At 43.2% G+C, this 26,054-nt stretch carries 22 protein-coding genes and 1 pseudogene; 12 read left to right on the forward strand and 11 right to left on the reverse strand.

Annotation, left to right across the window (positions count from 1 at the left end; all coding sequences use genetic code 11):
- On the reverse strand, positions 1-243 hold a 243-nt coding region (locus tag HADU_RS06195), incomplete at its 3' end, for a hypothetical protein (protein ID WP_008304485.1).
- A gap of 217 nt (positions 244-460) precedes the next feature.
- On the opposite strand from HADU_RS06195, the pseudogene HADU_RS06200 reads away from it, so the two are divergent.
- Positions 461-1,278: pseudogene (locus HADU_RS06200) on the forward strand (tetratricopeptide repeat protein).
- A 47-nt stretch (positions 1,279-1,325) separates the two neighbouring features.
- Here the strand turns inward: HADU_RS06200 and HADU_RS06205 are convergent.
- The 3 genes from HADU_RS06205 to HADU_RS06215 form a co-directional block, all read right to left on the reverse strand.
- Positions 1,326-2,261, reverse strand: a complete 936-nt coding sequence (locus tag HADU_RS06205) for an AEC family transporter (RefSeq protein ID WP_005223136.1) — start codon at positions 2,259-2,261, stop codon at positions 1,326-1,328.
- Between the two features lie 81 nt (positions 2,262-2,342).
- Positions 2,343-3,467: an NADH:flavin oxidoreductase/NADH oxidase gene (locus HADU_RS06210; RefSeq protein WP_005223137.1), complete on the reverse strand. Its 1,125-nt coding sequence runs from the start codon at positions 3,465-3,467 to the stop codon at positions 2,343-2,345.
- A gap of 91 nt (positions 3,468-3,558) precedes the next feature.
- Positions 3,559-4,821, reverse strand: a complete 1,263-nt coding sequence (locus tag HADU_RS06215) for a carbohydrate porin (RefSeq protein WP_008304488.1) — start codon at positions 4,819-4,821, stop codon at positions 3,559-3,561.
- A 381-nt stretch (positions 4,822-5,202) separates the two neighbouring features.
- On the opposite strand from HADU_RS06215, the gene mutM reads away from it, so the two are divergent.
- Both mutM and HADU_RS06225 read left to right on the forward strand, forming a co-directional pair.
- Positions 5,203-6,060 (forward strand): bifunctional DNA-formamidopyrimidine glycosylase/DNA-(apurinic or apyrimidinic site) lyase, encoded by an 858-nt coding sequence (gene mutM, locus HADU_RS06220; protein ID WP_008304492.1) that lies wholly within the window; start codon positions 5,203-5,205, stop codon positions 6,058-6,060.
- Positions 6,060-6,344, forward strand: a complete 285-nt coding sequence (locus HADU_RS06225; protein WP_004891582.1) for a peptidylprolyl isomerase — start codon at positions 6,060-6,062, stop codon at positions 6,342-6,344. Before mutM ends, HADU_RS06225 begins: the two co-directional genes overlap by 1 nt.
- Positions 6,345-6,458: 114 nt before the next feature.
- Here HADU_RS06225 and mscL read toward each other — a convergent pair whose 3' ends face one another.
- Together mscL and typA are read right to left on the reverse strand one after the other, a co-directional pair.
- Positions 6,459-6,896 (reverse strand): large conductance mechanosensitive channel protein MscL, encoded by a 438-nt coding sequence (gene mscL / locus HADU_RS06230; protein ID WP_004891580.1) that lies wholly within the window; start codon positions 6,894-6,896, stop codon positions 6,459-6,461.
- A 173-nt stretch (positions 6,897-7,069) separates the two neighbouring features.
- Complete coding sequence (gene typA, locus HADU_RS06235) at positions 7,070-8,905, reverse strand: translational GTPase TypA (RefSeq protein ID WP_004891578.1); 1,836 nt, start codon at positions 8,903-8,905, stop codon at positions 7,070-7,072.
- Positions 8,906-9,067: 162 nt separating this feature from the next.
- Between typA and HADU_RS06240 the strand changes: the two genes are divergently transcribed.
- From HADU_RS06240 to HADU_RS06250, 3 genes are all read left to right on the forward strand, one after another.
- Positions 9,068-10,438 carry a uracil-xanthine permease family protein gene (locus HADU_RS06240; RefSeq protein ID WP_004814515.1) on the forward strand — a complete coding sequence of 457 codons (1,371 nt, stop codon included), beginning with the start codon at positions 9,068-9,070 and terminating at the stop codon, positions 10,436-10,438.
- 65 nt (positions 10,439-10,503) lie between these two features.
- On the forward strand, positions 10,504-11,538 hold the full coding sequence (locus HADU_RS06245) for a methyltransferase (protein ID WP_008304501.1): 1,035 nt from the start codon (positions 10,504-10,506) through the stop codon (positions 11,536-11,538).
- Positions 11,538-13,001, forward strand: coding sequence for an amino acid permease (locus tag HADU_RS06250; RefSeq protein WP_008304503.1), 1,464 nt, complete (start codon positions 11,538-11,540; stop codon positions 12,999-13,001). The genes HADU_RS06245 and HADU_RS06250 overlap by 1 nt, the downstream gene beginning before the upstream one ends.
- A 45-nt stretch (positions 13,002-13,046) precedes the next feature.
- On the opposite strand, the gene HADU_RS06255 is transcribed toward HADU_RS06250, so the two are convergent.
- On the reverse strand, positions 13,047-13,580 hold the full coding sequence (locus HADU_RS06255) for a cysteine peptidase family C39 domain-containing protein (protein ID WP_008304505.1): 534 nt from the start codon (positions 13,578-13,580) through the stop codon (positions 13,047-13,049).
- A gap of 123 nt (positions 13,581-13,703) precedes the next feature.
- Positions 13,704-14,738: an outer membrane protein Omp38 gene (omp38, locus tag HADU_RS06260; protein WP_008304506.1), complete on the reverse strand. Its 1,035-nt coding sequence runs from the start codon at positions 14,736-14,738 to the stop codon at positions 13,704-13,706.
- A gap of 372 nt (positions 14,739-15,110) precedes the next feature.
- On the opposite strand from omp38, the gene HADU_RS06265 reads away from it, so the two are divergent.
- From HADU_RS06265 to HADU_RS06275, 3 genes are all read left to right on the forward strand, one after another.
- Positions 15,111-15,632 carry a GspH/FimT family pseudopilin gene (locus HADU_RS06265; RefSeq protein ID WP_034592418.1) on the forward strand — a complete coding sequence of 174 codons (522 nt, stop codon included), beginning with the start codon at positions 15,111-15,113 and terminating at the stop codon, positions 15,630-15,632.
- Between the two features lie 111 nt (positions 15,633-15,743).
- Positions 15,744-16,919, forward strand: coding sequence for a thiolase family protein (locus HADU_RS06270; protein ID WP_008304508.1), 1,176 nt, complete (start codon positions 15,744-15,746; stop codon positions 16,917-16,919).
- Positions 16,920-17,180: 261 nt separating this feature from the next.
- Positions 17,181-17,642, forward strand: coding sequence for a VOC family protein (locus HADU_RS06275; protein WP_008304509.1), 462 nt, complete (start codon positions 17,181-17,183; stop codon positions 17,640-17,642).
- 43 nt (positions 17,643-17,685) lie between these two features.
- Here HADU_RS06275 and HADU_RS06280 read toward each other — a convergent pair whose 3' ends face one another.
- The 3 genes from HADU_RS06280 to HADU_RS06290 form a co-directional block, all read right to left on the reverse strand.
- Positions 17,686-18,171, reverse strand: coding sequence for a DUF934 domain-containing protein (locus HADU_RS06280; RefSeq protein WP_008304510.1), 486 nt, complete (start codon positions 18,169-18,171; stop codon positions 17,686-17,688).
- Positions 18,164-19,807, reverse strand: a complete 1,644-nt coding sequence (locus HADU_RS06285) for a nitrite/sulfite reductase (protein ID WP_008304512.1) — start codon at positions 19,805-19,807, stop codon at positions 18,164-18,166. Before HADU_RS06285 ends, HADU_RS06280 begins: the two co-directional genes overlap by 8 nt.
- A gap of 256 nt (positions 19,808-20,063) precedes the next feature.
- Positions 20,064-21,185, reverse strand: coding sequence for a CaiB/BaiF CoA transferase family protein (locus HADU_RS06290; RefSeq protein ID WP_008304515.1), 1,122 nt, complete (start codon positions 21,183-21,185; stop codon positions 20,064-20,066).
- A gap of 212 nt (positions 21,186-21,397) precedes the next feature.
- On the opposite strand from HADU_RS06290, the gene HADU_RS06295 reads away from it, so the two are divergent.
- The 3 genes from HADU_RS06295 (at position 21,398) to HADU_RS06305 (ending at position 25,977) form a co-directional block, all read left to right on the forward strand.
- The gene (locus HADU_RS06295; protein WP_004814497.1) at positions 21,398-22,408 is read left to right on the forward strand and encodes an AraC family transcriptional regulator; all 1,011 of its coding nucleotides are present in this window, start codon (positions 21,398-21,400) and stop codon (positions 22,406-22,408) included.
- Between the two features lie 220 nt (positions 22,409-22,628).
- Entirely contained in the window at positions 22,629-23,834 is a 1,206-nt protein-coding gene (locus HADU_RS06300) for an acetyl-CoA C-acetyltransferase (protein WP_008304523.1), read from the forward strand.
- Positions 23,835-23,844: 10 nt separating this feature from the next.
- On the forward strand, positions 23,845-25,977 hold the full coding sequence (locus tag HADU_RS06305) for a 3-hydroxyacyl-CoA dehydrogenase NAD-binding domain-containing protein (RefSeq protein ID WP_008304525.1): 2,133 nt from the start codon (positions 23,845-23,847) through the stop codon (positions 25,975-25,977).
- The last annotated feature ends 77 nt before the right edge of the window (positions 25,978-26,054 follow it).

Consider the following 26,054-nt stretch of genomic DNA (forward strand, 5'->3'; position numbering starts at 1 on the left):
AAAATCATGGAACAATTTGTTCATGTCTTTAATCACATAATCTTTAAAATGAAAAGCGCGTGCATGTTTCGCATCGAAGCGTGCAGTTTTACCTTCATGCTCAAAAATATATACACGGTCTTCATTGCTGACTAAAAAGTTTTGACCCAATCGCATGAGTAATGCATCGAACTTATCCTCATCAGCGATACTGTCATCCTTACTGATTTGATCATATGCACGTTTAATGCCTTTAATAAACATTGTTTCACCCTACTTCATGGCTCAAACGCGGATTTAATCAGAGATTCATAGAATTTCAAAGTTTTGTGGTAAAGATAGTCTTCATCTTCTCTTCATTATATTTGTATTTCGTGACAATTAGGATATTTACAAAGTATAAAATCATTTTATGATGTAGCTGTAATAATTTAAAAAACACCACGGAATCAGGTGTTGCATACAACAAGGTCCAGGAACCATGAAAAAAATAATATTTGCTGCGATGCTCGCAGTTTCATCTCAATATGCACTTGCCAATGCAAATACCAAAGCTGAAGCAGTTGATCCTCAATTTGCCAAGGTTGAAGCCCTAGTCAAAGCCAATGACTTTAAAGGTGCCCACACTTTACTGAATGAGTTAGCACAGAAAGGAAATGCTCAAGCACTGTATAACTTAGGCTATTTAACCCAGACTGGTCAGGGCACCGCAAAGAATGAGAAAAAAGCGGTACAACTGTATGAACAGTCAGCAAGCAAAGGCTACCCGGTTGCCAACTATGTCCTCGGTAAAAATTATGCAGGCGGTACAATGGGGCTGAAACAGGATCTGAACAAAGCCAAACAATATCTGGAACGTGCATCCAGTGCCGGTTTTGATGATGCTACTGTGGATCTGGCAGTGTTACTTTTTGCTGAAGGAAAACCTGCTTCTGATCAGCAAGCACTGAAAAAACTTCAACCACTGATTAAAAAGATAATTTCCAGGCAATTCATGCCAAAGCCCTGTATGACATCAGCCTGGGCTTTAAAAATAAAGATGAAAAACCGATTCAGCAAGGTTTAAGCTCGATTCAGGAGCTTGCCAAGAAAGGCTATATCCCTGCCCTGATGGCAGTCGCTAACATGTTTGCCAATGGTAATATCGTGCCGCAAAACCTGCCTGAAGCGAAGAAAATCTTTAGTGCCTTGGCTCAGGAAAATATTCCACAAGCCAAAGAGTCTCTGGCGGCAGTAGAGAAAATGATTGCTGAACAAAGCAAGAAACCAGCTCAACCAACGGCGCAAAAGAAAAGCTAACCTAAGCTATAAAAAGCCCCTGATTCGGGGCTTTTTTATTGGAATGTTTAACTGAGATAATAACCAGACTGAGTCAGGATGACTGCCACCACAATAAATCCCATTAAGGTACTGAGTACCAATGGCGGTAAAGCTTTGTCCTGTACCCCATAATGCTGGGCAAAAATCCCAAAAGCGATTGGCATTGGCAATGCCGCCAGCAATGTGCCGATAAAAAGCATCTCACGACTGACATCGAAAGCCGATAATAAACTGAAAATCAGCAATGGCATGACGATGACTTTTATGGCTGTCAGGAACCAGCTAAAGGCCGTCAGTGAGCTGAGATTCATGCCAATCAGGCTACCACCAATCACAAATAAGGCCAGTGGCGATGCGGTTTGCCCTAACATTTTTAAGGTAGAGCTAAGTAATTCTGGTAGTTGAATATCTAGAACTATGCACAAAATACCCAGCATAATCGAAAGAATCACCGGATTTTTCAAGATCCGTAGCAATGTTCCAGTCAATATACTTTTACCAGCTGTACCGGGGGCTTGCAGACCCCGTTCAGCCAGAATCAGCATCAAGGTCACGATCAGCAGATTTTCTACAATAAGAGTCAATGAAAGATAAATTGCTGAATGTGAACCAATCAATAAGGTCAGTATCGCCGTGCCGATAAACCCGGTATTGGACATGGAACCACCCATGGCCAGCACCCCTGACTCAGTGAGAGAAGCCTTGAAGAAATAGCGGCAGCAGAAAAATACCACGCCATAGAGCAGCAAAGAACCACCTGCATAGGCAATAAAATACTGTGGACTCCAGATATCGCTGAGATGTTTACTTGCCAAGGCTTGTAACAGAAAAGCTGGCAAGGAAATCTTCATTACAAACTGGCTCATCGCCATAATCAGCGAGGGGGTGATAAATTGGGTTCGTGCAGCAATATAACCTAAAAATACGACGGCACAAATTGGAAATAGAATAGTGAATAACATTAATTTTCTGCAGTTTTACTGCATTGTTCCTTAATATGTTCATCCCTGAACGATTAACTTCCACTCATTTAACAAGCAGTTTTATTTGTCCGCTGAAGAGAAAGGCTTAAGCAGATCACGCAAACCGTGTGGCTGGCAACGTAAATACTGAGGCGTCACCTCTACTGTTTCACCGAGTGTCGCAGCTGCATGCCATGGCCAGCGTGGATCATACAAAATGCCACGCGCAAGCGCGATAGCATCTGCCTGTCCATATTGCAAAATTCCTTCTGCCTGCATTGCTTCCGTAATCAAACCGACCGCAATCACTGGAATATTGACCGCCTTTTTAATCGCTTCCGCAAAAGGAACCTGATAATTCGGATGCACATCAATTTTCTGGTCTACATGTAAACCTGCACTCGAAACGTGGATATAGGCTGCACCCGATGCTTCCAGCGCTTTAGAAAGTTCAACAGCAGCCTCAATGTTCCAGCTTTCAACATCTTTCATCCAGTCGGTTGCAGAAATACGCACGCCAATTGGATAGCCTTCAGGAACCGCAGCTTTCATCGCTTTAAAGACCTCTAAAGTCAGACGAATCCGGTTTTCAAATGAACCGCCATATTGATCCTGGCGCTGATTCGACAGAGGTGACATAAATTGATGCAGCAAATAGCCATGCGCAGCATGAAGCTCAATCAGCTCAAAGCCTGCGTCAACAGCACGCTTGGCACTGGCAGCAAAGTCCTGAATTACTTGCTGGATTTCCTCAAGACTTAAGGCTTTTGGTGGATGTTCATGTGCCTGAAAAGGAATATCACTGGCAGAGACAGTCTGCCAGCCCAAAGGTTGATCTGGTGCAATTTGCCCCTTGCCTTCCCAGGGTTTATCTGTGGAGGCTTTACGCCCAGCATGTGCCAGCTGAATCGCAAAGGGCATTGGCGAAAGAGATCGCACCTTTTCCAGTAAGGTCTTTATCTGTGCTGTCTGGCTATCATTCCACAATCCCAGATCTGCATAGCTAATCCGGCCTTGTGGCTGTACCGCAGTCGCTTCCACAATACATAAACCGGCACCAGACAAAGCATAATTGGCCCATTGCTGCTCATGCCAATAGGTGATTTCACCCTGCTCTGTTGCAGAGTACTGGCACATCGGAGCGATTACGATTTTGTTATCAAGTTGCAATGATCCAAATTGCACGGGCTGAAATAGTAATGTCACGCGGTGTTTCCTCTTCTTATTGGCTGATTGATATTCAAAATAAAAACAGGCTCCCAAGAGCCTGTTTAGTTATAGCGTGAACAATCCAACTTTAGAAGATCACTCGTGTAGTTAAACCTAGTACTAATGCATTGTCTACTTGATTGCTAGACCCTGGATTTACTACATATTGCAGGTTTGGACGTAACATTAACCACTTTGTTGCGTTATAGCTGTAGTTGAGTTCGATATTGTATTCAGCGCTAGCATCAAATGCTGGACGTGAATCTGCAAAACGGTCATTCACATGCACACGATTCACTGCCAGACCTAAAATGTCATTTGGCTGGCTATCCACTAAACCGATATATTTCACACCAATTTGTTGTGAATTATCCACTTTATTGGTATCACGGTCATGCCAGGTAAAATTGGCAAATGAATGTAAACCCTGACGGCCACTACCTGTCGATGTTAACTGTTGCTCTATTGCTAACCACCCTGCAAAGGTACGGTTTTTTCCTTCACCTGTTGCGATGTCTTTTTGGTTAGCAATATCATCAGCCGTGTTATACATACCACCAACACGGTAACTGCCTGGCAAGCCATTGATGAGTGATTTTGGAGTCCAGACCACCTCTGCCGGAATGGTTACGCCATCCGCATGATCGGTATCCAGACTCCAGCCTTGACCTTCAGCCTTGCCATTCCCATTGTCCGGGTTAAATTCATAAACACCCACTTGAACTGCAACTTCAGGATTTAACTGTTGTTTAACGCGTGCCCCCCATTGAGATACTGGGGTATTCATCCAGATATTACCCTGCCATTTACCCATCTGTGCAGCGCAGAATGCTGTACTGGCAAAATCACAAGCCATGACATTAAAGTCCATACCCAGACCTAAACGACCTGCTTTAATACTCAATCCTTGGTCTTGGAAGGTCTTCTCAATTGACAGTTCGCTTAAACGGCTGTCCTGGTTACCACGACCAAAAGTACCTTGAACATTGGCCATGTGAGGCGCATTTCCTTGTAAATCACGCACTGAAGTACTTTGGCCTTGACGTGCGGTAGCTACTGCACGAACAGTCACCCCATCCCAGCCTGCCAGTTTTTCCATATCTAACTGGGTACCTAACCATAACTGTGCAGAAGTTAATGGATCTGCTCCTTCATTACGGCCACCCTCTGCCAGATAAGCTGTATCTGTCAGTATATTTGCCTCAAACTTGATACCTTGCTGGGCAAGTTCTGTACGCTTGCCATCCCAGTCCCCTAACAGGTACTGCCCCTGAGGATCAAATGCAGATTCAGCTTGAGCTGAAGTCATGGCTACCATGAATGGCAGTAAAGCGAGACTTAACTTTTTCATATAAAACCTAAACATACGGAGAGAGTAAAGGCAGCCTGAGACTTGCCCTGTATGACTTGATACAGAACGTTACATAACTTTTCACTTAAATACACAGCATTTTTTTTATTATTGGTAAAACTTTAAGTTATAAGAAATAATATTTCATATAAAATTTAATTTATATAATGTATATTTTTCAGGTATTTAATTAATTAAAAAGGTCTAAAATCTGTTTCTCTTTAAACCTAACAGTAAAAACACACCTGATATTAAAGTTTATTTTTTAAACAATTGTTAAAATAAATTTCCATCTTCAATTTTTAGTTCTCTTTTAAACAGGACTTGCATTCAACTATAAAACGCCCAATATTAGCGTCATGATATTAGCTGCTAAATGTTATGCCTGAATTACCAGAAGTTGAAACCACCAAAACCAGTCTCCTGCCTCTCCTTGATCAGAAAGTTCTATACGTGGAGGTGCGTCAGTCAAGCTTACGCTGGCCGGTTCCTGAGGATATTGCTCGTCTGCAAGGACAACGCCTGACTCAACTGACACGTCGTTCCAAATATATTCTGGCGCAATTTGAACAGGATACGATGCTATGGCATTTAGGCATGTCAGGTAGCTTTCGCTTATGTGAAGCCAGTGAAGAATTGCGTAAGCATGATCATCTGATTATTCAGTTTGAAGATATCCAGCTGCGCTATCATGACCCACGCCGTTTCGGCTGCATCCTGTGGTTAGATGCACAGTCTCAAAGCAAGCTGATTGATACACTTGGGCCAGAGCCACTCAGTGATAGTTTTAATGCTGAATATCTATTTGAAAAATTAAAAAATAAAAATGTTGGCACCAAAGTTGCAATTATGGATAACCATGTTGTCGTGGGTGTAGGCAATATTTATGCAACCGAAAGCCTATTCAATATGGGCATTCATCCTGCACAACCTGCCTCTACATTGAGTTTTGAGCAGATTGAAAAGCTGGTCATTGAAATTAAGCGCATTTTAAAACAGGCGATTGATCTGGGTGGCTCAACCTTACGCGACTATACCAATGCCATGGGAGAAAATGGCTATTTCCAACAAACACTGCTGGCTTATGGCCGTGCCGGGGAAATGTGCGTGAACTGCGAAACCACGCTGGAAAACATGAAGTTGGGACAGCGTGCATCTGTCTACTGTCCTGAATGCCAGCCGCTAAAAAAGGTAAAGCTTTCTAGCAAACGTGCAGCAGCTGTACGAGGTAAAAACTAATGAAGACTGCAATCGTCCGTCATATTCTGGTCAAAGATAAAGAAACTGCCGAACAGCTCAAGAAAAAGATTCTAGCAGGTGCAGATTTTGCCAAGATCGCTAAACAATATTCGACCTGTAATTCAGCTAAACGTGGTGGTGAACTGGGTGAAGTGAAAAAAGGTCAGCTGGTCCCAGTGATTGATAAACTGGTTTTTACTGCTGCCGAACGTGTTTTACATGGACCAGTGAAAAGTCAGTTTGGTTTTCATTTGCTAGAAATCAAGTTCCGAATGGATTTTTAATCCTCCTAAATCCCTCTATAAGTAAAGGGGAACTTCTCCTCCCTTTAGGAAAGAGGTTGGAAGGAATTAAATAAAAAAACGGCACCTTAAGCGCCGTTTTTTTATCAAGAAAGCTTAAGCTTCAGGTCGTTTTTTTAACTCATCACGAATTTCACGTAATAATGCAACATCTTCCGGTGTTGCTGCTGGCTCTGGGTCTACCTCTTGTTTACGACGCAGTTTGTTCATTAGTTTCACTAACCAGAATACGACCCATGCCAATAACAGGAAGTTAATTAAAATCGTCAGGAAATTACCATAAGCAAGGACATTCAGACCCGCTGCCTGTGCAGCAGCCAGATTGCTTATATTGTTTGGATTATCTCCTAATACAACAAACCAGTTGGAATAGTCGACATCACCACCTAGAACCCAGCTCACTAAAGGCATGATGACATCTTTTACCATCGAGTCAATAATCTTACCGAAGGCGCCACCAATGATCACACCGACTGCGAGATCCATGACATTGCCCTTAACCGCAAATTCCTTAAATTCTTGAATAATACTCATAAAGTCACCTGTTTCTTATACAATTTTCAATTTTGCGATAGATTATACAGGAGTTAGATATTTCTATTTAAGCCTAATTGATCAGGTTTATGTAATCTTGTCCAACCTTATCTAGATATATAAAAAAACCGCTGAACAATGTCAGCGGTTTTTTAAACTATTAGTAATCGAACTTATTTAGCACGGTTACGCTTACGTTCGTTTTCAGTCAGGTAACGCTTACGGATACGGATTGACTTAGGTGTTACTTCAACAAGTTCATCATCTTCAATGAATTCAAGCGCTTGTTCTAGCGTGTATTCAATTGCAGGAACAAGCGTTAACGCATCATCAGTACCAGAGGCACGTACGTTGGTTAACTGTTTAGCTTTAGTTGGGTTAACAACCATGTCATCAGAACGTGAGTTAATACCTACGATCATGCCTTCATAAACTTCTAACTGTGGTTTAGCGAATAGACGACCACGGTCTTGCAGCGTAAACAATGCATAGCCCAGGCAAGTACCTTGAACCATAGAAATCAGTACACCATTTTGACGTTTCGCAACAGTACCTTGTTTCATTGGACCATAATGCGAGAAGCTAGACGTCATGATACCCGTACCAGAAGTCATGGTCAGGAATTCTGAACGGAAACCGATCAAGCCACGTGAAGGTACAGTTGCTTCAATACGGATACGGCCTTTACCGTCAACTTCCATATTGGTCATTTCGCCTTTACGGTGACCCATTTGCTCCATTACAGCGCCTTGGTGCTGTTCTTCAACGTCAAACGTTACGTTTTCATATGGCTCTTGTTTTTCACCATCAATTTCTTTGATGATGACTTGTGGACGAGACACGCCCATTTCAAAGCCTTCACGACGCATGTTTTCAATTAAAACTGAAAGGTGAAGCTCACCACGACCAGATACTTTGAAACGGTCTGGACTGTCAGTGTCTTCAACACGAAGTGCTACGTTGTGGATCAATTCGCGGTCAAGACGTTCACGGATATTACGTGAAGTTACAAATTTACCTTCTTTACCAGCAAACGGTGAGTTGTTTACCTGGAATGTCATCGATACTGTAGGTTCATCTACAGACAATGGTGGAAGCGCTTCAACTGCTTTCGGATCACAGATTGTGTCAGAAATGTTTAGTGCATCAATACCAGTGATACAAACGATGTCGCCTGCTTGAGCAGATTCAACATCAACACGCTCTAAACCATGGTAACCCATGATTTTCAAGATACGGCCGTTACGAGTGTTACCTTCTTTGTCGATCACAGTCACAGGCGTGTTTAATTTCACTGAACCGCGTTGGATACGACCAACACCGATTACACCTACGAAGCTGTTATAGTCAAGTGAAGACACTTGCATTTGGAATGGACCATCAACGTCAACTGCTGGTGGTTCAACAATGTCTACGATTGTTTGGAACAACGGCGTCATGTCGTCAGCAAGTTCTTCAGGAGAAGGACCCGCTACACCACGAAGACCAGATGCATATACAACCGGGAAGTCTAACTGTTCGTCAGTACCGCCTAAGTTATCGAATAAATCGAATACTTGGTCAATTACCCAGTCAGGACGTGCGCTTGGCTTGTCGACTTTGTTGATAATGACAATTGGTTTTAAACCACGTGCGAACGCTTTTTGCGTTACGAAACGAGTTTGTGGCATTGGACCTTCTTGTGAGTCTACAAGAAGCAATACGCAGTCCACCATCGAAAGAACACGTTCAACTTCACCACCGAAGTCGGCGTGTCCCGGGGTGTCCACGATGTTAATGCGATATTCTGTGTTAGTACGTGCATCAGTCCATTTGATTGCAGTGTTTTTTGCAAGAATGGTAATACCACGTTCACTTTCAATAGCGCCAGAATCCATGACACGCTCGATCTCACCCGCGCGATCACCGAGAGCACCTGATTGTTGCAAAAGTTTGTCTACAAGAGTGGTTTTACCATGATCGACGTGCGCAATAATGGCGATGTTACGGAGAGTTTTAATATCTGACATGTAAATTCGATACGTATTAAATTTGAGGGCAAATTATACAGAAAAATACAAACTTTTGACAGTGACAGTTTGTTGACTTCGTCAATTTTTTTTCCAATGCCTTTTGTAATGACGTGTAACTCGATTAGAATAGCGCCACCCAGCCTTAATTTGCATTGACACATGTCTGATTTTAATCAATCTCCTTCTTCCAAAGATCAACTTGACCTCGTGTACGGCCTTGAAGATCGCCCTAAACCATTTATCGCATTTCTAGCAGCGTTCCAGCATTTACTGGCCATTATTGTCCCAATTGTGACTCCTGGCCTGCTGATCTGTCTGGCACTTGGTGTCTCTAAAGAAGATACCAACATGATTTTATCCATGTCATTGGTAATTTCAGGGATCGCGACTTTTTTACAATCCAAAAAAGTTGGCCCATTTGGTGCAGGTTTGCTGATTGTTCAAGGCACCAGTTTTAACTTTATTGGTCCAATTATTGGTATTGGTTCGGCGATGGTTGCTGCCGGTACACCCGTAGAAGCTGTCATGGCTTCGATCTTTGGCGTGGTGATTGCAGGTTCATTTATTGAAATGGGCGTATCGCAAATCCTGCCATGGATTAAAAAGCTGATCACACCTTTAGTAACAGGGATTGTAGTTTTACTGATTGGTCTGACTTTAATTAAAGAAGGCCTAATCAGCATGGGTGGTGGTTATCAGGCCATGAATGATAAAACCTTTGCTAATGCTGATAACCTGATCATGTCATGTACAGTTCTGGCACTGATTATTTTACTGAATCGTGTGCGCATTACCTGGGTAAAAAGTTCGGCAATTCTGATCGCACTGGTTGTAGGTTATATTCTTGCTGGCTTTATGGGTCACCTGAACTTTGAAGGCTTAAAAGATGCTCCACTGGTTCAGATCCCGACACCAATGCATTTTGGATTAAGTTTCTCTTGGAGTTTATTCATTCCAATGGCGTTTATTTATTTGGTGACTTCGCTAGAAGCGATTGGTGACATTACTGCAACATCTAAACTCTCTAACCAGCCAGTCGATGGCCCGACCTGGATGAAGCGTATTAAAGGTGGCGTGCTCGTAAATGGTGCAAACTCTTTACTTGCGGGTTTATTCAATACATTCCCAAGTTCTGTATTTGCACAAAATAACGGTGTGATTCAGCTAACTGGTGTAGCGAGCCGTTATGTCGGCATCTGGATTGCAGCACTTTTAGTCATTCTGGGTTTACTTCCAGCAGTGGCTGGCGTGATTCAGGCCGTTCCTCAAGCTGTTCTTGGTGGCGCAGTGATGGTAATGTTTGGTGCAGTCGCTGCCTCTGGTATTAACATTCTGTCTGGTATTCACCTGGACCGTCGTGCCTTGCTGATCATTGCAATTTCTCTTGCATTAGGCTTGGGTGTGGCACAGGTTCCACAGATTCTGGAACATCTTCCTGAATTATTCCGTAATATCTTTAGTTCTGGTGTTGCGACCGGCGGTATTGCGGCCTTGATTCTAAATATTGTACTTCCTGAAACAAAGAAGTAAGTTAATGTCCAGAAAACACTGTCTGAGTTGAACTTGGACAGTGTTTTTCTATTGGAGAGATTCCTATGGATGCTAAAAGCGAAGTCTTATTAAGACAATATGATTATTTGTCGGGTCGTGTACTGCTGATTAATCCTCCAACGGATCATCTGCTGGCTGAATTTGATCAATCCATTCAGGCTGCAGTGTGGACATGGAATTATAATGACTACCTGTATTTTCAGGCCCAGCAAGCCAATGTACATTTTGGTGTAGAATTTCCTGAAGGTGAATTTGATCAGGCTGTAATCTTTGTTCCAAAATCCAGAGAATTACTTAATTACCTGATTCACAATGTAGCGGTTTACCTACAACAAGGCAACCAGGTGTTTTTGGTGGGTGAGAAAAAAGGTGGCGTGGAGCGCGCGGCAAAACAGCTGCAACCCTATGGTAAAAGCCTCAAACTCGATAGCGCACGACATTGCCAATTATGGCAATTGACACTAGACTGCAGCGTCGAGAAAAGAGCATTAGCTGACTGGGCACAAACCTATAGCGTCTCTACTCCCAAAGGCGATTTACAGATTTGTGCACTCCCTGGTGTATTTAGCCAGAATCATCTGGATGTCGGTACAGCAGTTTTCCTGCCCTACCTGTCTGAAGTGACTTCAGGTAAAATTGCCGACTTTGGCTGTGGTGCCGGCGTCATTAGTGCCTATCTTGCCAAGCTCAATCCGAACAATCGTATCTTTGCCTTAGATGTAGATGCTTTTGCATTAGCCTCTACTAAAATGACTTTTGAGAAAAATCAGCTTGAGCCTGAGCAACTTGAAATTAAGGCAGTGAGCGGGATTAAAGATGCACCATTATTTTTACACGCCATCGTCAGTAATCCACCCTTCCATCAGGGCATTCAGACCAACTATGATGCCAGTGAAAATCTGTGCAAGACTTCACGTCGTCATCTCAAATCTGGTGGTGAATTATGGATTGTGGCGAACCGCTTCTTAAATTACCCGATTTTAATTGAGCAAAGTTTTGGCCAATGCACAGTCAAAACTGATCAACAAGGCTTCAAGGTGCTTTTCGCCAGCACTCAAAAAAATGTTAAGGAATCATGATGAGCGAAACTCAAAACAGCACACAGCTGCAGCGTAAGCTAAGTGCTCGTCATCTAAATATGATCGCCATCGGTGGATCAATTGGTACAGGTTTGTTCCTGGCTTCAGGGGCGACCATTGCCAATGCCGGACCAGGTGGTGCATTACTTGCGTATGCGCTTATTGGTGTCATGATTTACTTCTTGATGACCAGCTTGGGAGAGCTTGCAACCCATAATCCGACTTCAGGTGCTTTCTTTACCTACGGTACGAAATATGTCGAAGGCGGTTTTGGTTTCGCTTTAGGCTGGAACTACTGGTACAACTGGGCAATCACCGTAGCCTTTGAGCTGGTCGCAGTCCAGTTCATCATGAAATTCTGGTTTCCGGATATTCCTGGTTTTTACTGGAGCGCCCTGTTCCTGGCGGTGGTCTTCGGGATTAATGCACTGACGGTAAAAGGCTTTGGTGAATCTGAGTTTTTCTTCTCCTTAATCAAAGTGCTGGCGATTATTGCGTTTATCATCATTGGTATCTTCATGATTGTAAAAATCATGTTAACTCCTGAGGTTGCTACATTTGCCAACTGGACCAAAGGTGAAGCACCATTTGTGGGTGGCTTATCTGCCCTGATCGGTGTGGCGATGATTGCCGGATTCTCCTTCCAAGGGACTGAAATGGTCGGTGTTGCTGCAGGTGAATCTAAAGATCCGCAGAAAACCATTCCAGTAGCAATCAAGCAAATTTTCTGGCGTATCCTGTTATTCTATATTGTGTGTATCTTCATTATCGGCACCCTGATTGCCTATGATGACCCACGTCTTTTACAGGCAGCGTCTAGTGAAGATATTGCGCTTTCGCCTTTCACTTTGCTATATGAGCAAGCCGGTTTCGCTTTTGCTGCCAGTGTAATGAATGCGGTGATTTTGACTGCAATTCTGTCTGCGGGTAACTCGGGCATGTACTCCTCTACCCGTATGCTGTTTGATATGGCACGTAAAGGCAGTGCACCAAAATTGTTTGGTCGTCTGGATGCGCGCGGTGTGCCAATGAATGCACTATATGCCACCACTGCAATCGCAGCCTTATGTTTTCTGACAACATTTATTGGTGAACAGGAAGTATTTAACTGGCTACTCAATATGTCTGGTATGTGTGGATTTATTGTATGGCTGGGTATTGCAATATCTCATTACCGCTTCCGTAAAGGGTATCTGGCTCAAGGTTATAAACTTGAGGATCTGGCGTATCGTGCCAAGTTCTTCCCGTTTGCACCATGGTTTGCTTTTGTGCTGTGTGCGATTGTGGTCCTGGGGCAAAACTATCAGGCAGTACTAAATGGTGAATGGCTTGCAGTACTTTCTACTTACATTGGTATTTTCTTATTCTTAGCGATCTGGTTAGGTTATAAGTGGAAACACAATACCAAACTCATTTCTTATAAAGAGATGGATGTTCAGCCGATGAAAATAGATCATGAATAATTTTTGATCTGAAAAAGCAGCCATTCAGGCTGCTTTTTTATTGTATTAACTGTGGCGCATAACAAAATTTCGATCATCAATGATAATAGTTTGCTGACAAATCCCCTCTACCCGACGCTGCTGTTCAAACACCTCTTTCGGCATGGATTCAAAACTGTCAAAGAAGCTGATTTCACTTTTATTGATTTCGTACACCAAAGAATGATTCCCTACTCCCTCCAGGGTGTCATAGAACACAATCACGAAACGTCCAGCTTCTACATTTTCCTGAATGTCTGCATAAGACAAGGGCTGTTCTATAACCGGGATTTGTAAACGAGATGCTTGTTGATAGAACTCAATTTCAATTGGCTGTTTATCTGGGTCATGTTCAGTATAAAAATGAACATCCAAACCCAGTGTTTTTAAAGCAACTGCAAGCGCAATACTGGAGGTTCCCATTTCAGGATCATGGCGTGTGAGCTGTACCAGATCCGGAATATGCAGATCTATACCATAGTGATGAAAAATCATCCAGATCGCATAGAGGCCACTATTGGCCTCCAGATTTTGTAAATCTTCAGGAAGTTCCACACTCATGCTCAGACTCAAAAACAGGTTTAGGGCTATGCAGTGTAGTCAAATCAGGGCAATAAAAAAAGCGACTCATAAGAGAGTCGCTTTTTTTAATCAGTGTTCAATAATGAATTATTGAGCAGCTGGTTATTCAGCTAGTACAGTACGGCTACCAGAAATAGTCGCGAATACACGACGGTTCATAGCACGACCTTCTTTAGTGTTGTTGTCAGCAATCGGTTGATCCCAAGCGAAACCTTGAGTAGACAAACGCGAAGCATCAACGTTGTATTCGTTAACTAGTGAAGATTTCACAGAGTTAGCACGAGCAAGAGATAAACGTTCGTTCAGTGCACGTGGACCAGTGTTGTCAGTGTGACCTTCGATACGAGCAGTTGCGTTTGGATATTCAACCAATTTTTCAGCAACTTTCGCGATTTCTGGTTTGTACTGATCTTTGATGTTAGATTTGTTTGTATCAAAGAATACACGAAGTTCCATGTTCAGGTCTTCAGTCAACTCTTGTGGAGCTGGAGCAACTGGAGCAACTGGTTCAACTGGAGCAACTTCTACGACTGGCGCAGCAGGTTTCAAGTGGCCACCAAGAACGACGTTCAGACCAGCAAGCGCTGTGTAGTTCCAGAAATCTTCGTCGATGTTATAAGTTGCACGAGCTTCTGTACGTAGAGACAGAGCATCGTTTAAACGCCAGAAAGCACCTAGACCAGCATTACCTAAAGTACCTTCGTCATCTTTAAGACGCGCATCACCATCTAAATCATATTCATACTTGTAGTGACCAGCACCTAAAAGTACGTATGGTTTGATTTTGCTGTCATAGTTTTTAGTGATCAGATCAGAAGTAACGTAGAAGTTACCATTGATTTGAGTTTGCTTATACTCACCGTAAGAAGCTTCGCTGTCTTCGATATCACCTTTCACTTGGTTATATTCAGCTTCAAAGCCTAACCATGGAGTCAGTTCAACACCAAGCGCAGCACCTACGAATAGGTCGTCTTGAAGCTCAGGAGTTTCACCATATAGATGATCTTCATAGCTGTTGTTGTGTTTAGTATCTTGCCAAGTGTAACCAACCAGTAGTGGAGTAATAGTTACGCCTGCGTTTGCAGCAGCTAAAGGAGCAGCTACAAGCATTGCTAAAGCAATACGACTCATTTTCATGGATTTATCCTCCAGAGATAACAAATTGTTGTTCAAGCTCAAGCCTAAATTGGCTTTCCTGAGATAGGCTTCTTTTACCCCAGTTTTATTTTTAAGCTATTCACAGGGAATCATACAAACACTGAATAAATTTTCCAAGTGCTTGATTAATCTAATCAAGTAAATTATTGACAAAATTACTTACAATTTCCGTTGTAATTCGGTAAATTTTTACTCAATTTTTTATTGTGAATACCTTATTGTCTCTTACCTAATTTTAACAGCTTTCTCCTATTTCAAGTACAAAAATACTAGGTAAATAAAAAAAAGCATTAAAAAACGCCTAATTAATAGCATGTTTCAAATAAAAATAATATATAAATAGGTTAAATCATGTATATAAAAAGAAATAATGCGTTCACAATTGTGGAGCTTATTGTTGTTATTTCCATTCTTGCAATACTTACAACCCTAGCAGTTCCTTTGTTTCAAGAATATCAGTCAAAACAAGAAGCTAACAGTATTTATCAGAAGATTAAAGCAGTGAATCGCTATGCACGTAGTCAATCGGCAGTATTACGGCAGAATATTGTGATTTGTCCCACATTAAATCTATCGACCTGTCAAACAAATCAGTGGAGCAATGCCTGGCTGGTATTTGTCGATCAAAATAAAAATAGACAGGTTGATGCCGGCGAAACCGTACTGCATGTTGATCATCTAAGACTTAAATATGGACAGCTGGATTGGAGAGGTGCTTTAAGTATCCCAAGTATCAACTATCAGGCTCAAACCAATTTACCTATTGGCTCCAATGGCAGCTTTTACTACTGTTCTTTTCAGCATTCCTATTATTACAAAATTGTACTTAGCAAAATGGGGCATCTGCGTAAAGAGAATCTAAATACATGCTGAGAAAACTGTCCGGTTTATGATTCAATTTTTTTGAGGCTTTAATCTTGCAGTTTTTTCAATATACTGCTTAGGTCGAGAATAAAAGACTAAAACTCATATGGAGATACAACAATGACTGACATCGTAATTGTCAATGGTGCACGTACAGCCATGGGTGGCTTCCAAGGCAGCTTATCAGGTGTGACTGCGCCTGAACTAGGTGCTGTCACGATCAAAGAAGCCATTGCACGTGCAGGTTTACAACCAACAGACATCGAAGAAGTCATTATGGGTTGTGTTCTTCCTGCCGGTTTAAAACAGGGTCCTGCCCGTCAGGCAATGCGTAAGGCTGGTCTTCCAGACAGCACAGGTGCTGTAACTATTAATAAGCTTTGTGGTTCAGGCATGAAAGCAGTGATGCAAGCTGCTGACATGATCAAGGCCGGTTCTGCAACTTATGTAGTTGCTGGTGGCATGGAATCGATGACCAATGCGCCCTATGTATTACCTAAAGCACGTGGCGGCTTCCGTATGGGCCATGGTGAAATTAAAGACCATATGTTCCTGGATGGTTTAGAAGATGCAGAAACTGGTCGCCTAATGGGTTCTTTTGCCCAAGATATGGCAAATACCAAAGGTTATACGCGTGAACAGATGGATGATTTCGCTATCCGTTCATTAAAACGTGCACAAACTGCGGTCAATGAAGGCTACTTTGCAGATGAAATTGTGCCAGTCCCTGTTTCCACCCGTAAAGGTGATGTAGTAGTTGATAAAGACGAACAGCCATTCAATGCCAATATTGATAAAATTCCAACATTACGCCCTGCTTTTGCCAAAGATGGTACCATTACTGCAGCAAATGCCAGCTCTATTTCTGATGGTGCCTCTGCATTGGTTTTAACTTCTGCTGACAATGCAGCAGCTCAAGATTTAAACCCATTAGCAAAAATTGTTGCCTATGCGTCAAACTCTCAGCATCCATCCGAGTTTACAATTGCTCCAGTTGGTGCTATTCAGAAAGTACTGGATAAAGCAGGCTGGACAGCAGAAGAAGTAGATCTTTGGGAGATCAATGAAGCTTTTGCCATGGTCACCATGTGTCCAATGGATGAGTTCAAGCTTGATCCTGAAAAAGTCAATATTAATGGTGGTGCTTGTGCACTAGGTCACCCAGTGGGTTCTACAGGTTCTCGTATTATCCTGACTTTGATCCATGCTTTAAAGCGCACTGGTGGCAAGAAAGGTGTTGCAGCTCTATGTATCGGTGGTGGTGAAGCAACTGCAGTCGCAATTGAGCTAATCTAATTTTCGAAAAATCAAATGACTGAAGAGGGCTTTTAGAGCCCTCTTTTTTTATTAATCCAGAATCTGGCCTTAATGATGACTGCTAAAGCATTACTCGAACAATCATTTAAAACCGGGCCTTAAACTAAAAATTATTTTTGTCTTGATTACCCTATCAATAGACGAATTCCCGTACTTACATTTTCATAAAGCTTCTTTATCAATCAGACACGTTGCAAGGAGTAGATTAGAGAGAATCAAAACAAGAAAAAGGAAACCTCCATGCGATTTAATCACTATCTCAACTTCCAGGGTGAAACTGAAGCCGCTTTTACTTTTTATCGTTCAGTGTTTGGTGGTGAATTTTCTAATTTGAGCCGTTATGGTGATATACCCGGACAGGAAGGCATTGACCTCTCCGATACGGATAGAAGCCAGATTTTGCATATTTCACTTCCTATCAATGAATATACTGAATTAATGGGATCAGATATTAATGAAAAGCTAGACAGCCCTAGCTCCCCTACTTTTACCAAAGGGACCAATCACTATATTGCAATTATTTTAAGTGCTAGTGAACAAGCCGAAGCTCAACGACTGTTTGAGGCTTTATCTGCCAAGGGTCAAATTGAAATGCCTTTGGAAAAAACTTTTTGGGGCGCACTTTACGGTGCCTGTACCGATCAGTTTGGTGTGCAGTGGATGATTAACTGTCTATTAGAAGAACGTAGTCCAAATTTCTAGAAATAAAAAAGCCTCCATTTGGAGGCTTTTAACTGAAGACGGATTAAGCTCCAGTCTGATAGTTCGGTTTTGCCACAGCTGTGGATGCTTGGTACGGATTGCTAAAGTCATTTAAACCTGCTGCCGCTTCCTGAATATCTTTACCTTCTTTAATCACGAAAGTATCGAAACCCGAACGCTTCATGTAGTTCAACACATCTTTAAATACATCACCTGTTGCACGCAGCTCGCCCTGAAAACCCTGGCGACGAAGAAGTGCTGCAAATGAATAACCACGGCCATCATTAAAACCGGCAAACTCGATAAAGATTGCATCCAACTGATCAAGTGGAAATTCATTGGTTTCAGGAGAAGCATCTACTGTCAGGTAAAGTGCTTTTTTGCCCGAAACATTGGCGATTTGATCTAACTGTTCAACAGTCAGAACCACATCACCTTGTGGCAATACGCCATCTTCACCTATCAACTGGTAAGTATTGTCTGCAATCGTGCCATCTTTAGAGAGCACTTGTAGTGCGGTATTAAGCATATGCACGCTCCTTGAATGGTTGGATGCCAACACGACGATAGGTATCGATAAATTCTTCACCTTCCTGACGCAGGTCAAGATAAGTATTCAGGATTTCTTCGATGATATCCGGCACTACTTCAGCAGCAAATGATGGACCAAGAATGTCACCAAGCGATGCATCATGGTCTGCATTACCACCTAAAGTAATTTGGTAGAATTCAGCACCTTTTTTATCTACACCCAAAATACCGATATTACCGACGTGGTGATGACCACAGGCATTCATACAACCTGAAATATTCAGGTCGATTTTGCCAAGGTTATAAATCGTATCCAGATCATCAAAACGACGTGAAATTGCTTCAGAAATCGGAATTGATTTCGCATTCGCCAATGAACAGAAGTCACCGCCCGGGCAGCAAATGATGTCCGTCAAGAAGCCGATGTGAGCGCGTGCCAGATTGTTTTGTTCCAGGATCGTCCACAATTCGAACAGGTCTTTTTGTGGGACATCAACAAGGGCAATATTTTGCTCATGAGTCGTGCGTAATTCACCGAAAGTGTACTTGTCTGCAAGATCTGCAATCAGGTTCATCTCTTCAGTGGTTACATCACCAGGAGCCACACCTGCACGTTTCAGTGAAATCGTAACGATACGATAGCCTTTCACTTTGTGCGCATTGGTATTGATATTGAACCATTGCTTGAATTTCGGATGCGCCGCGAACTGTTCAGAAAAATCTTCATCTGCATAATCTTGATAAGCAAATGGCGTGAAGTTCTCATCCATTTTTGCCAAGGTTTCAGCATCGATTTTCAATGTTTTAATGGTATGTGCAAATTCAGCTTCTACTTTCTCAGCAAATACTTCAGGTGTCAGTGCTTTTACCAAGATTTTGATACGCGCTTTATATTTGTTGTCACGACGACCATGCAAGTTGTATACACGAAGTACTGCTTCTAGATAAGCAATCAGGTCTTCACGTGGCAGGAAGTCACGGATAAAGCTACCAATAATTGGTGTACGACCTAAGCCACCACCGACTTTGATTTTATAGCCCATCTCACCCGCTTCATTTTTTACGATATATACACCGATATCGTGGAATGAAGTTGCTGCACGGTCGATCTCTTCCAGTGCTGAAACAGCGATCTTGAACTTACGTGGCAAGAAAGCAAATTCCGGGTGGAAAGTAGACCATTGACGGATCAATTCACATGTTGGACGCGGATCCGCAATCTCGCCTGCAACGACACCAGCATATTGGTCAGTCGTCGTATTACGGATACAGTTACCTGATGTCTGAATCGCATGCATTTGTACTGATGCCAATTCTTGCAGCATATCTGGCACATTTTCCAGTGCAGGCCAGTTGAACTGGAAGTTTTGACGTGTTGATACGTGTGCATAACCACGGTCATATTCTTTTGCCAGTTCCGCAATTTTACGTAACTGTTTAGAGTTCATCAGACCATACGGTACTGCTACACGTAGCATTGGCGCATAACGTTGTACATATAGGCCATTTTGAAGGCGGAGCGGACGGTATTCATCTTCCGTCAATTTGCCCGCTAAATAACGTTCCGTCTGGTCACGGAACTGTGCAACACGTTCATTAATCAGTTGCTGATCGAAATCAGTATATAAATACATGGCGTACAGCTAGTAGTTTCTATTATATCGTCGGCAAGGATAACGAGATTGAATCTATCAATAAAATGCTTTTTATACATATTTCATAGCGATTTTATTGATAAGCCTACCAGAAATTCAGTGATTTAAAGGATTTGTCGAGCAAAACTCCTTTTTAACGAATAATGATTTATTTTTTAAATCTTTAGCATTTATTTTCATATAAAAGCAGCTCACCTCTGCTGATTAATAAATAATCATTAAAAGATCTAAAAACTTACCACTGTTCAGATTCACCTAGTGCCTGTCCCATAAAATCATAGCGTGAGCTAGAACGGGAAAATTTGATTGGACAGGCCAGCTGTGGCTCAGTCTCCTGTTCCCCTGCTTTGACTGGAACATGCACCACCCAGCCCCGCTCTTGTGCCAGTTGTGAAGTTAAGGCTTCATCCAGGTGTAATACCGGCTCCACACACACATCTAAAGCATCAAATATAGTCTGCCACTCATTCAGAGTTTTACTGCGAATTTTCTCTTGAATTGCTGCTTTCACTTCTTTCTGGTCTTGAGCATCTAAGGATGAACCTTTTTCTAACAGAACTGGTAACTGCAATGCCTGTGCCAAACCCTGCATAAATTGTGGCTCTAAACTGCCAATAGAAAGATAACGTCCATCTTGAGTTTGGTGATAATCATAAAAAGTGCCGCCATTGAGATGCCCCGATTCCGGTTGGGCATGCACACCTGCTGCCAGACTGGCGGCGGCTGCCATATTATTTAAGGTCACCGAACAATCGGTCATGGAAATATCAATATACTGTCCCATTCCGCTACGCTGGCGCTCAATCACCGCTGCCAGGACAGCGATAATCGCATGCATGGAACCGCCAGCAACATCAGCGACCTGAATACCTAAAGCCGGTGGACCACCCTGAACCCGACCGCTATGGCCGGCAATTCCGGATAAGGCCAGATAATTAATGTCATGCCCGGCCTTATCTTTATAAGAACCAGTTTGCCCATAGCCAGTAATGGAACAATAAATAAGTCGCGGATTGATTTCAGCCAAGGTGGCGTAATCCAGTCCCAAACGTTGCATTACGCCGGGACGGAACTGTTCAACCACGATGTCATAGTCCGAAATCCTAGTTTTGATCTGTTCGATACAGTCACGATTTTTAAGATCCAGCGTGATAGAGTGTTTGTTACGATTCAAATAATTGTGTGCAGTTGCCTGTCCATGTGCGTATGGTGGCACTAATCGCAACAGGTCAGGACGTGTTGGTGATTCAATATGCACAACCTCGGCACCGAGGTCTGCCAAGTACATGGTGGCAAAAGGACCAGGTAAAAGTGTAGAAAAATCGAGGACTTTCAATCCTTTTAACGCATAGGACATTAGAATAATTACTCTATTTATGATGGTTTTTTATGCATATTAGAAACATAAACACACAAAAACAATGTCATGTTCAGCCATTTACCTTGATCATTTCGGCAATTTAATATGTAACAAATGGCAAATCCGATTTTGTAAATTGCCATTGATTTATTATTTGTTGTCAATTAGGTCAAGCATTAGTGAACATCAAAGAGACTGAAGGATTAAACATGAGTCGCGATACGATCAGTATCCATTTCGTTAACGCTGCACTCTACGGCGTGAAGCGTCTCGGCATGGACGTCGATACGTTATTGTCTCATGTTGGTATTGAAGCTGAACTTCTGCATCAGCCTAAGGCCCGTATCTCGCCAGAACAATATACCCGTTTTATTAAAATGCTGTGGATGGTGACACAGGACGAGCATGTCGGCTTTGACAAACAGCCTCGTCGTCTGGGCACATTCGCAATCATGTGTCAGCTGATCATCCACGCTAAAACTTTAGGTGATGCGCTGGAACTTTCTTCCCAGTTCTACAAGCTGTTTGGCGATGACTGGGCGGTGACACTGGAACGTGACAAGCATGAAGCACGTTTAGTCCCTCAAATTCCGAAAGAGATGGACCCGGATCATTTCATCACTGAAAGCATGCTAATGATCTGGCATGGTCTGGCTTCGTGGTTGATTGAACGCCGCCTCCCATTAGAACGTGTACATTTCAGCTATCCACGTCCAAATCATGCGGATGAGTATGACGCATTATTTTTTGCACCCGTGATGCAGTTTGACGCGCCACGTACTGAAATTACTTTTGCAGCGGATTATCTCGATTTACCCATCCGTCAGAATGAAGAAACCTTGGAAGAGTTCCTGAAAGCTGCACCTGCTCAACTGTTGGTAAAATTCAAAAATACCAACTCTCTAACCTCCCGTATTCGTGATGTACTGAAGAGCCAGATAGGCGAAGAAATGCCGACGCTGAATGATGTCGCTTCCATGCTATATCTATCTCCACAAACTTTACGTCGTCGTCTGGCTGCGGAAGGCAAGAGTTATCAAGGCGTTAAAGATGCACTGCGTCGAGATGCTGCGATTCACCTCTTGTTAAATCCAGATTTAACCCTAGAAGATGTCGCGCAACAGGTCGGTTTTAGTGAAACCAGCACCTTCCATCGTGCTTTCAAAAAATGGACCGGTGTAACACCAGGTTTATATCGCCAGTTACATGGTTACCATTAAGCCACATCCTCTTCATATTCAATATTAGCTCTTTTGCTAATCTCAGTTCATGCCCAAGCTCCAGACTTGGGCATTTTTTTGTCTGATCTTTTTTTGAATCATCGCCATTGACCAGATTGCTCAAATGACCTGGTTCGTTCTCGTCATTGCGCTTAGCTAAAGAATCATTACACTCAAAATCATTAGAACAAATCTTATTCATTCAAAAAAGGGAAATTGTATGAGCGAGGCCTATATCATCGATGCCATTCGCACACCACGTGGCAAGGGAAAAAAGGACGGATCCTTATATGAAGTCAAACCGATCAGTTTACTCACTACCCTGCTCAATGAACTGAAAGAGCGTCACTCCTTAGATACCGCCAAGGTTGATGACATTGTCTTGGGCTGTGTCACCCCGATTGGTGACCAAGGTGCTGATATTGCCAAAACTGCAGCAATTGCAGCGGGTTGGGATAACGATGTGGCTGGTGTACAGATTAACCGTTTCTGCGCTTCTGGTCTGGAAGCAGTCAATCTGGCCGCACAAAAAGTTCGTTCAGGTTGGGAGGATTTAGTGGTTGCGGGTGGAGTCGAATCCATGTCCCGCGTACCGATGGGTTCGGATGGCGGCCCTTGGGCACTCGATCCTGAAACCAATATGGCTTGTGACTTTATTCCACAAGGCATTGGGGCCGACCTGATCGCGACCATTGATGGTTATAGCCGTGATGATGTAGATAGCTTTGCAGAACAGTCCCAGAAAAAAGCGGCAACAGCTCAGGCCAGTGGTCATTTTGATAAATCAGTTGTGCCAGTTAAAGATAAAGCTGGTGTGGTGATTCTGGATAGAGATGAGTTCATTAAACCGAATACGACTATTGAAACACTCAGTAAACTCAACCCAAGCTTTGCCACCATGGGACAGATGGGCTTTGATGCAATTGCCCTGCAAAAATATCCAGAAGTCGGTACAGTCAATCATGTGCACCATGCGGGAAATTCTTCTGGCATCGTGGATGGTGCTGCATTGGTCCTGCTTGCCTCAGAACAAGCTGTTAGAGAGCAGAATCTAAAACCGCGTGCCAAAGTCTTGTCAACGGCTCTGGTGGGCGCTGATCCCACCATTATGCTCACCGGTCCTGCTCCGGCTGCACGTAAAGCCTTGGCTAAAGCTGGCCTCAGCATTGATGATATTGACCTGTTTGAAGTCAATGAAGCCTTTGCCTCAGTCGTTATGCGCTTTATTAAAGAGCTCAACGTTGATCCAGCCAAAGTCAATGTTAACGGTGGTGCCATTGCCATGGGACATCCACTCGGCGCAACCGGTGCCATGATTCTCGGTACTTTGTTAGATGAGCTGGAACGCCAGGGTAAAAAACGTGGATTAGCAACTTTATGCGTCGGTGGCGGCATGGGTATTGCCACCATTATTGAACTGGTTTAAGGAGAGAACCATGAGCGCCATTCAATTTGAAAAAACAGCGGACAATATTATTGTTCTGACTTTTGACTCTCCAAACCAGTCTGCTAACACCATGAATGCCGACTTTCGCACTGCACTTAGCGAAGTTGTCGATAGGCTTAAAGTAGATGATGAAATTTCCGGAATTATTTTCCGTTCAGCCAAAAAGACCTTTTTCGCTGGTGGTGATCTGGATGAACTGATTCAAGCTACACCAGAACATGCCACTGAATTTTTCAACATGATTGAAGAGATGAAAGCACAGCTGCGCTATATCGAAACCCGTGGTATTCCGGTGGTTGCAGCCTTGAACGGTACCGCACTTGGCGGTGGCTGGGAAATCGCCCTGTGTGCCCATCACCGGATTGCCTTGAATGATCCGAAAAGCAAATTTGGTTTACCTGAAGTGACTTTAGGTCTGCTACCCGGGGGTGGCGGCATAGTCCGTACTGTTCGTTTACTGGGTTTACAAACTGCCCTTCCTTTATTGATGGAAGGTAAGCAGCTCAGTGTAGAAAAAGCTAAAGCATTGGGCTTGATTCATGACACGGCTGATAGCCTGGATGAGCTGCTGGAAAAAGCAGTTGTATGGATTAAAGCCCATCCCAAATCCGTACAACCTTTTGATGAAAAAGGCCACAAGATTCCAGGCGGCTCACCATCCACTCCAGCAGTGGCACAAATGCTGGCAATTGCTCCTGCGATGCTACGTGATAAAACCAAAGCTTGTTATCCAGCACCTGAAGCGATTATGTCTGCAGCAGTTGAAGGTGCACAGGTCAATGTCGATACAGCCCTCCGTATTGAATCCCGTTATTTCACCTATCTGGCGACCGGTCAGATATCGAAAAACATGATCGGCACTTTCTGGCATGGCATGAACAGTATTAAATCCGGGGTTCATCGCCCAAAAGATTTTGCCAACTGGCAAGCCAAGAAAGTTGGGATTTTGGGTGCAGGGATGATGGGCGCTGGAATTGCTTATGTCACCGCCAGCAGAGGTATTCAGGTCGTTCTAAAAGATATCTCGATCGAAGCTGCTGAAAAAGGCAAAGCCTATAGCCAGAAACTGCTGGACAAGAAAGTCAGTCAAGGTCGACTTACAGCTGAGCAGCGCAATCAGATTCTAAGCCTAATTCGGACCACTGCCGAGGCTAATGAACTGCAAGGCTGTGACCTGATCATCGAAGCGGTCTTTGAAAATCAGGAACTGAAAGCTCAGGTGACTCAGGAAGCAGAACAGTATCTGGTTGAAGACGGCGTAATGGCATCAAATACTTCGACCTTACCAATTAGCAATCTGGCACAGGCAAGCAAGGATCAAGATAAATTTATCGGTCTGCATTTCTTTAGTCCGGTGGATAAAATGCAGCTGGTAGAAATCATCAGGGGGCAAAATACCTCAGACGAAACCCTCGCCAAAGCTTTTGATTTCGTGCAGCAGATCGGCAAGTTGCCAATCGTCGTGAATGACAGTCGTGGTTTCTTTACTAGCCGTGTCTTTGGTACTTTTGTACAAGAAGGTTTGCGTCTGCTGTCAGAAGGTGTGCATCCAGCACGTATTGAAATGGCTGCTTTAAAAGCTGGTATGCCCGTTGGTCCATTGGCAGTTCAGGATGAAGTGTCCTTAACCCTGACCGAGCATGTTAGCAATGAAACGCGCAAGGCACTTCAGGCAGAAGGTAAAGAACGTCAGGCCTCACCTGCCGATGCAGTCATTCAAACCATGATTCACCAGTTTAATCGCAAAGGAAAGGCAGCTGGCGCGGGCTTTTATGACTATCCTGAAGGTGGGAAAAAACAACTCTGGTCAGGCCTCAGTCACTGGAATAAAAATACCGAGATTTCTGAGCAGGAGATGATTGAACGCTTCCTGTTTGTGCAAGCGCTGGATACCGTACGTTGTCTGGAGGAAGGTGTGTTGCAGTCAACCGTAGAAGCTAATATTGGCTCGATCTTTGGCATTGGCTTCCCTGCCTGGACCGGTGGTGCAGTGCAATATTTAAATCAGTATGGACTGGCGAAGGCCTTGGCACGTGCCAATGTACTGGAAAAGAAATATGGTGAACGCTTTAAAGCACCGGCACTGTTAAAAAATAAGGTTTCTGCTGCTGAAACTTTCTAATCTAATTCGCACAGAATAAAGAGGAGCGTTAAGCTCCTCTTTTTTTATAAGTCTACTGAAAAATGGTCATATTTTAC

Origin of the sequence: Acinetobacter sp. HA (genome assembly GCF_000264725.1) — a bacterium.
Taxonomy (GTDB): Bacteria; Pseudomonadota; Gammaproteobacteria; order Pseudomonadales; family Moraxellaceae; genus Acinetobacter; species Acinetobacter schindleri.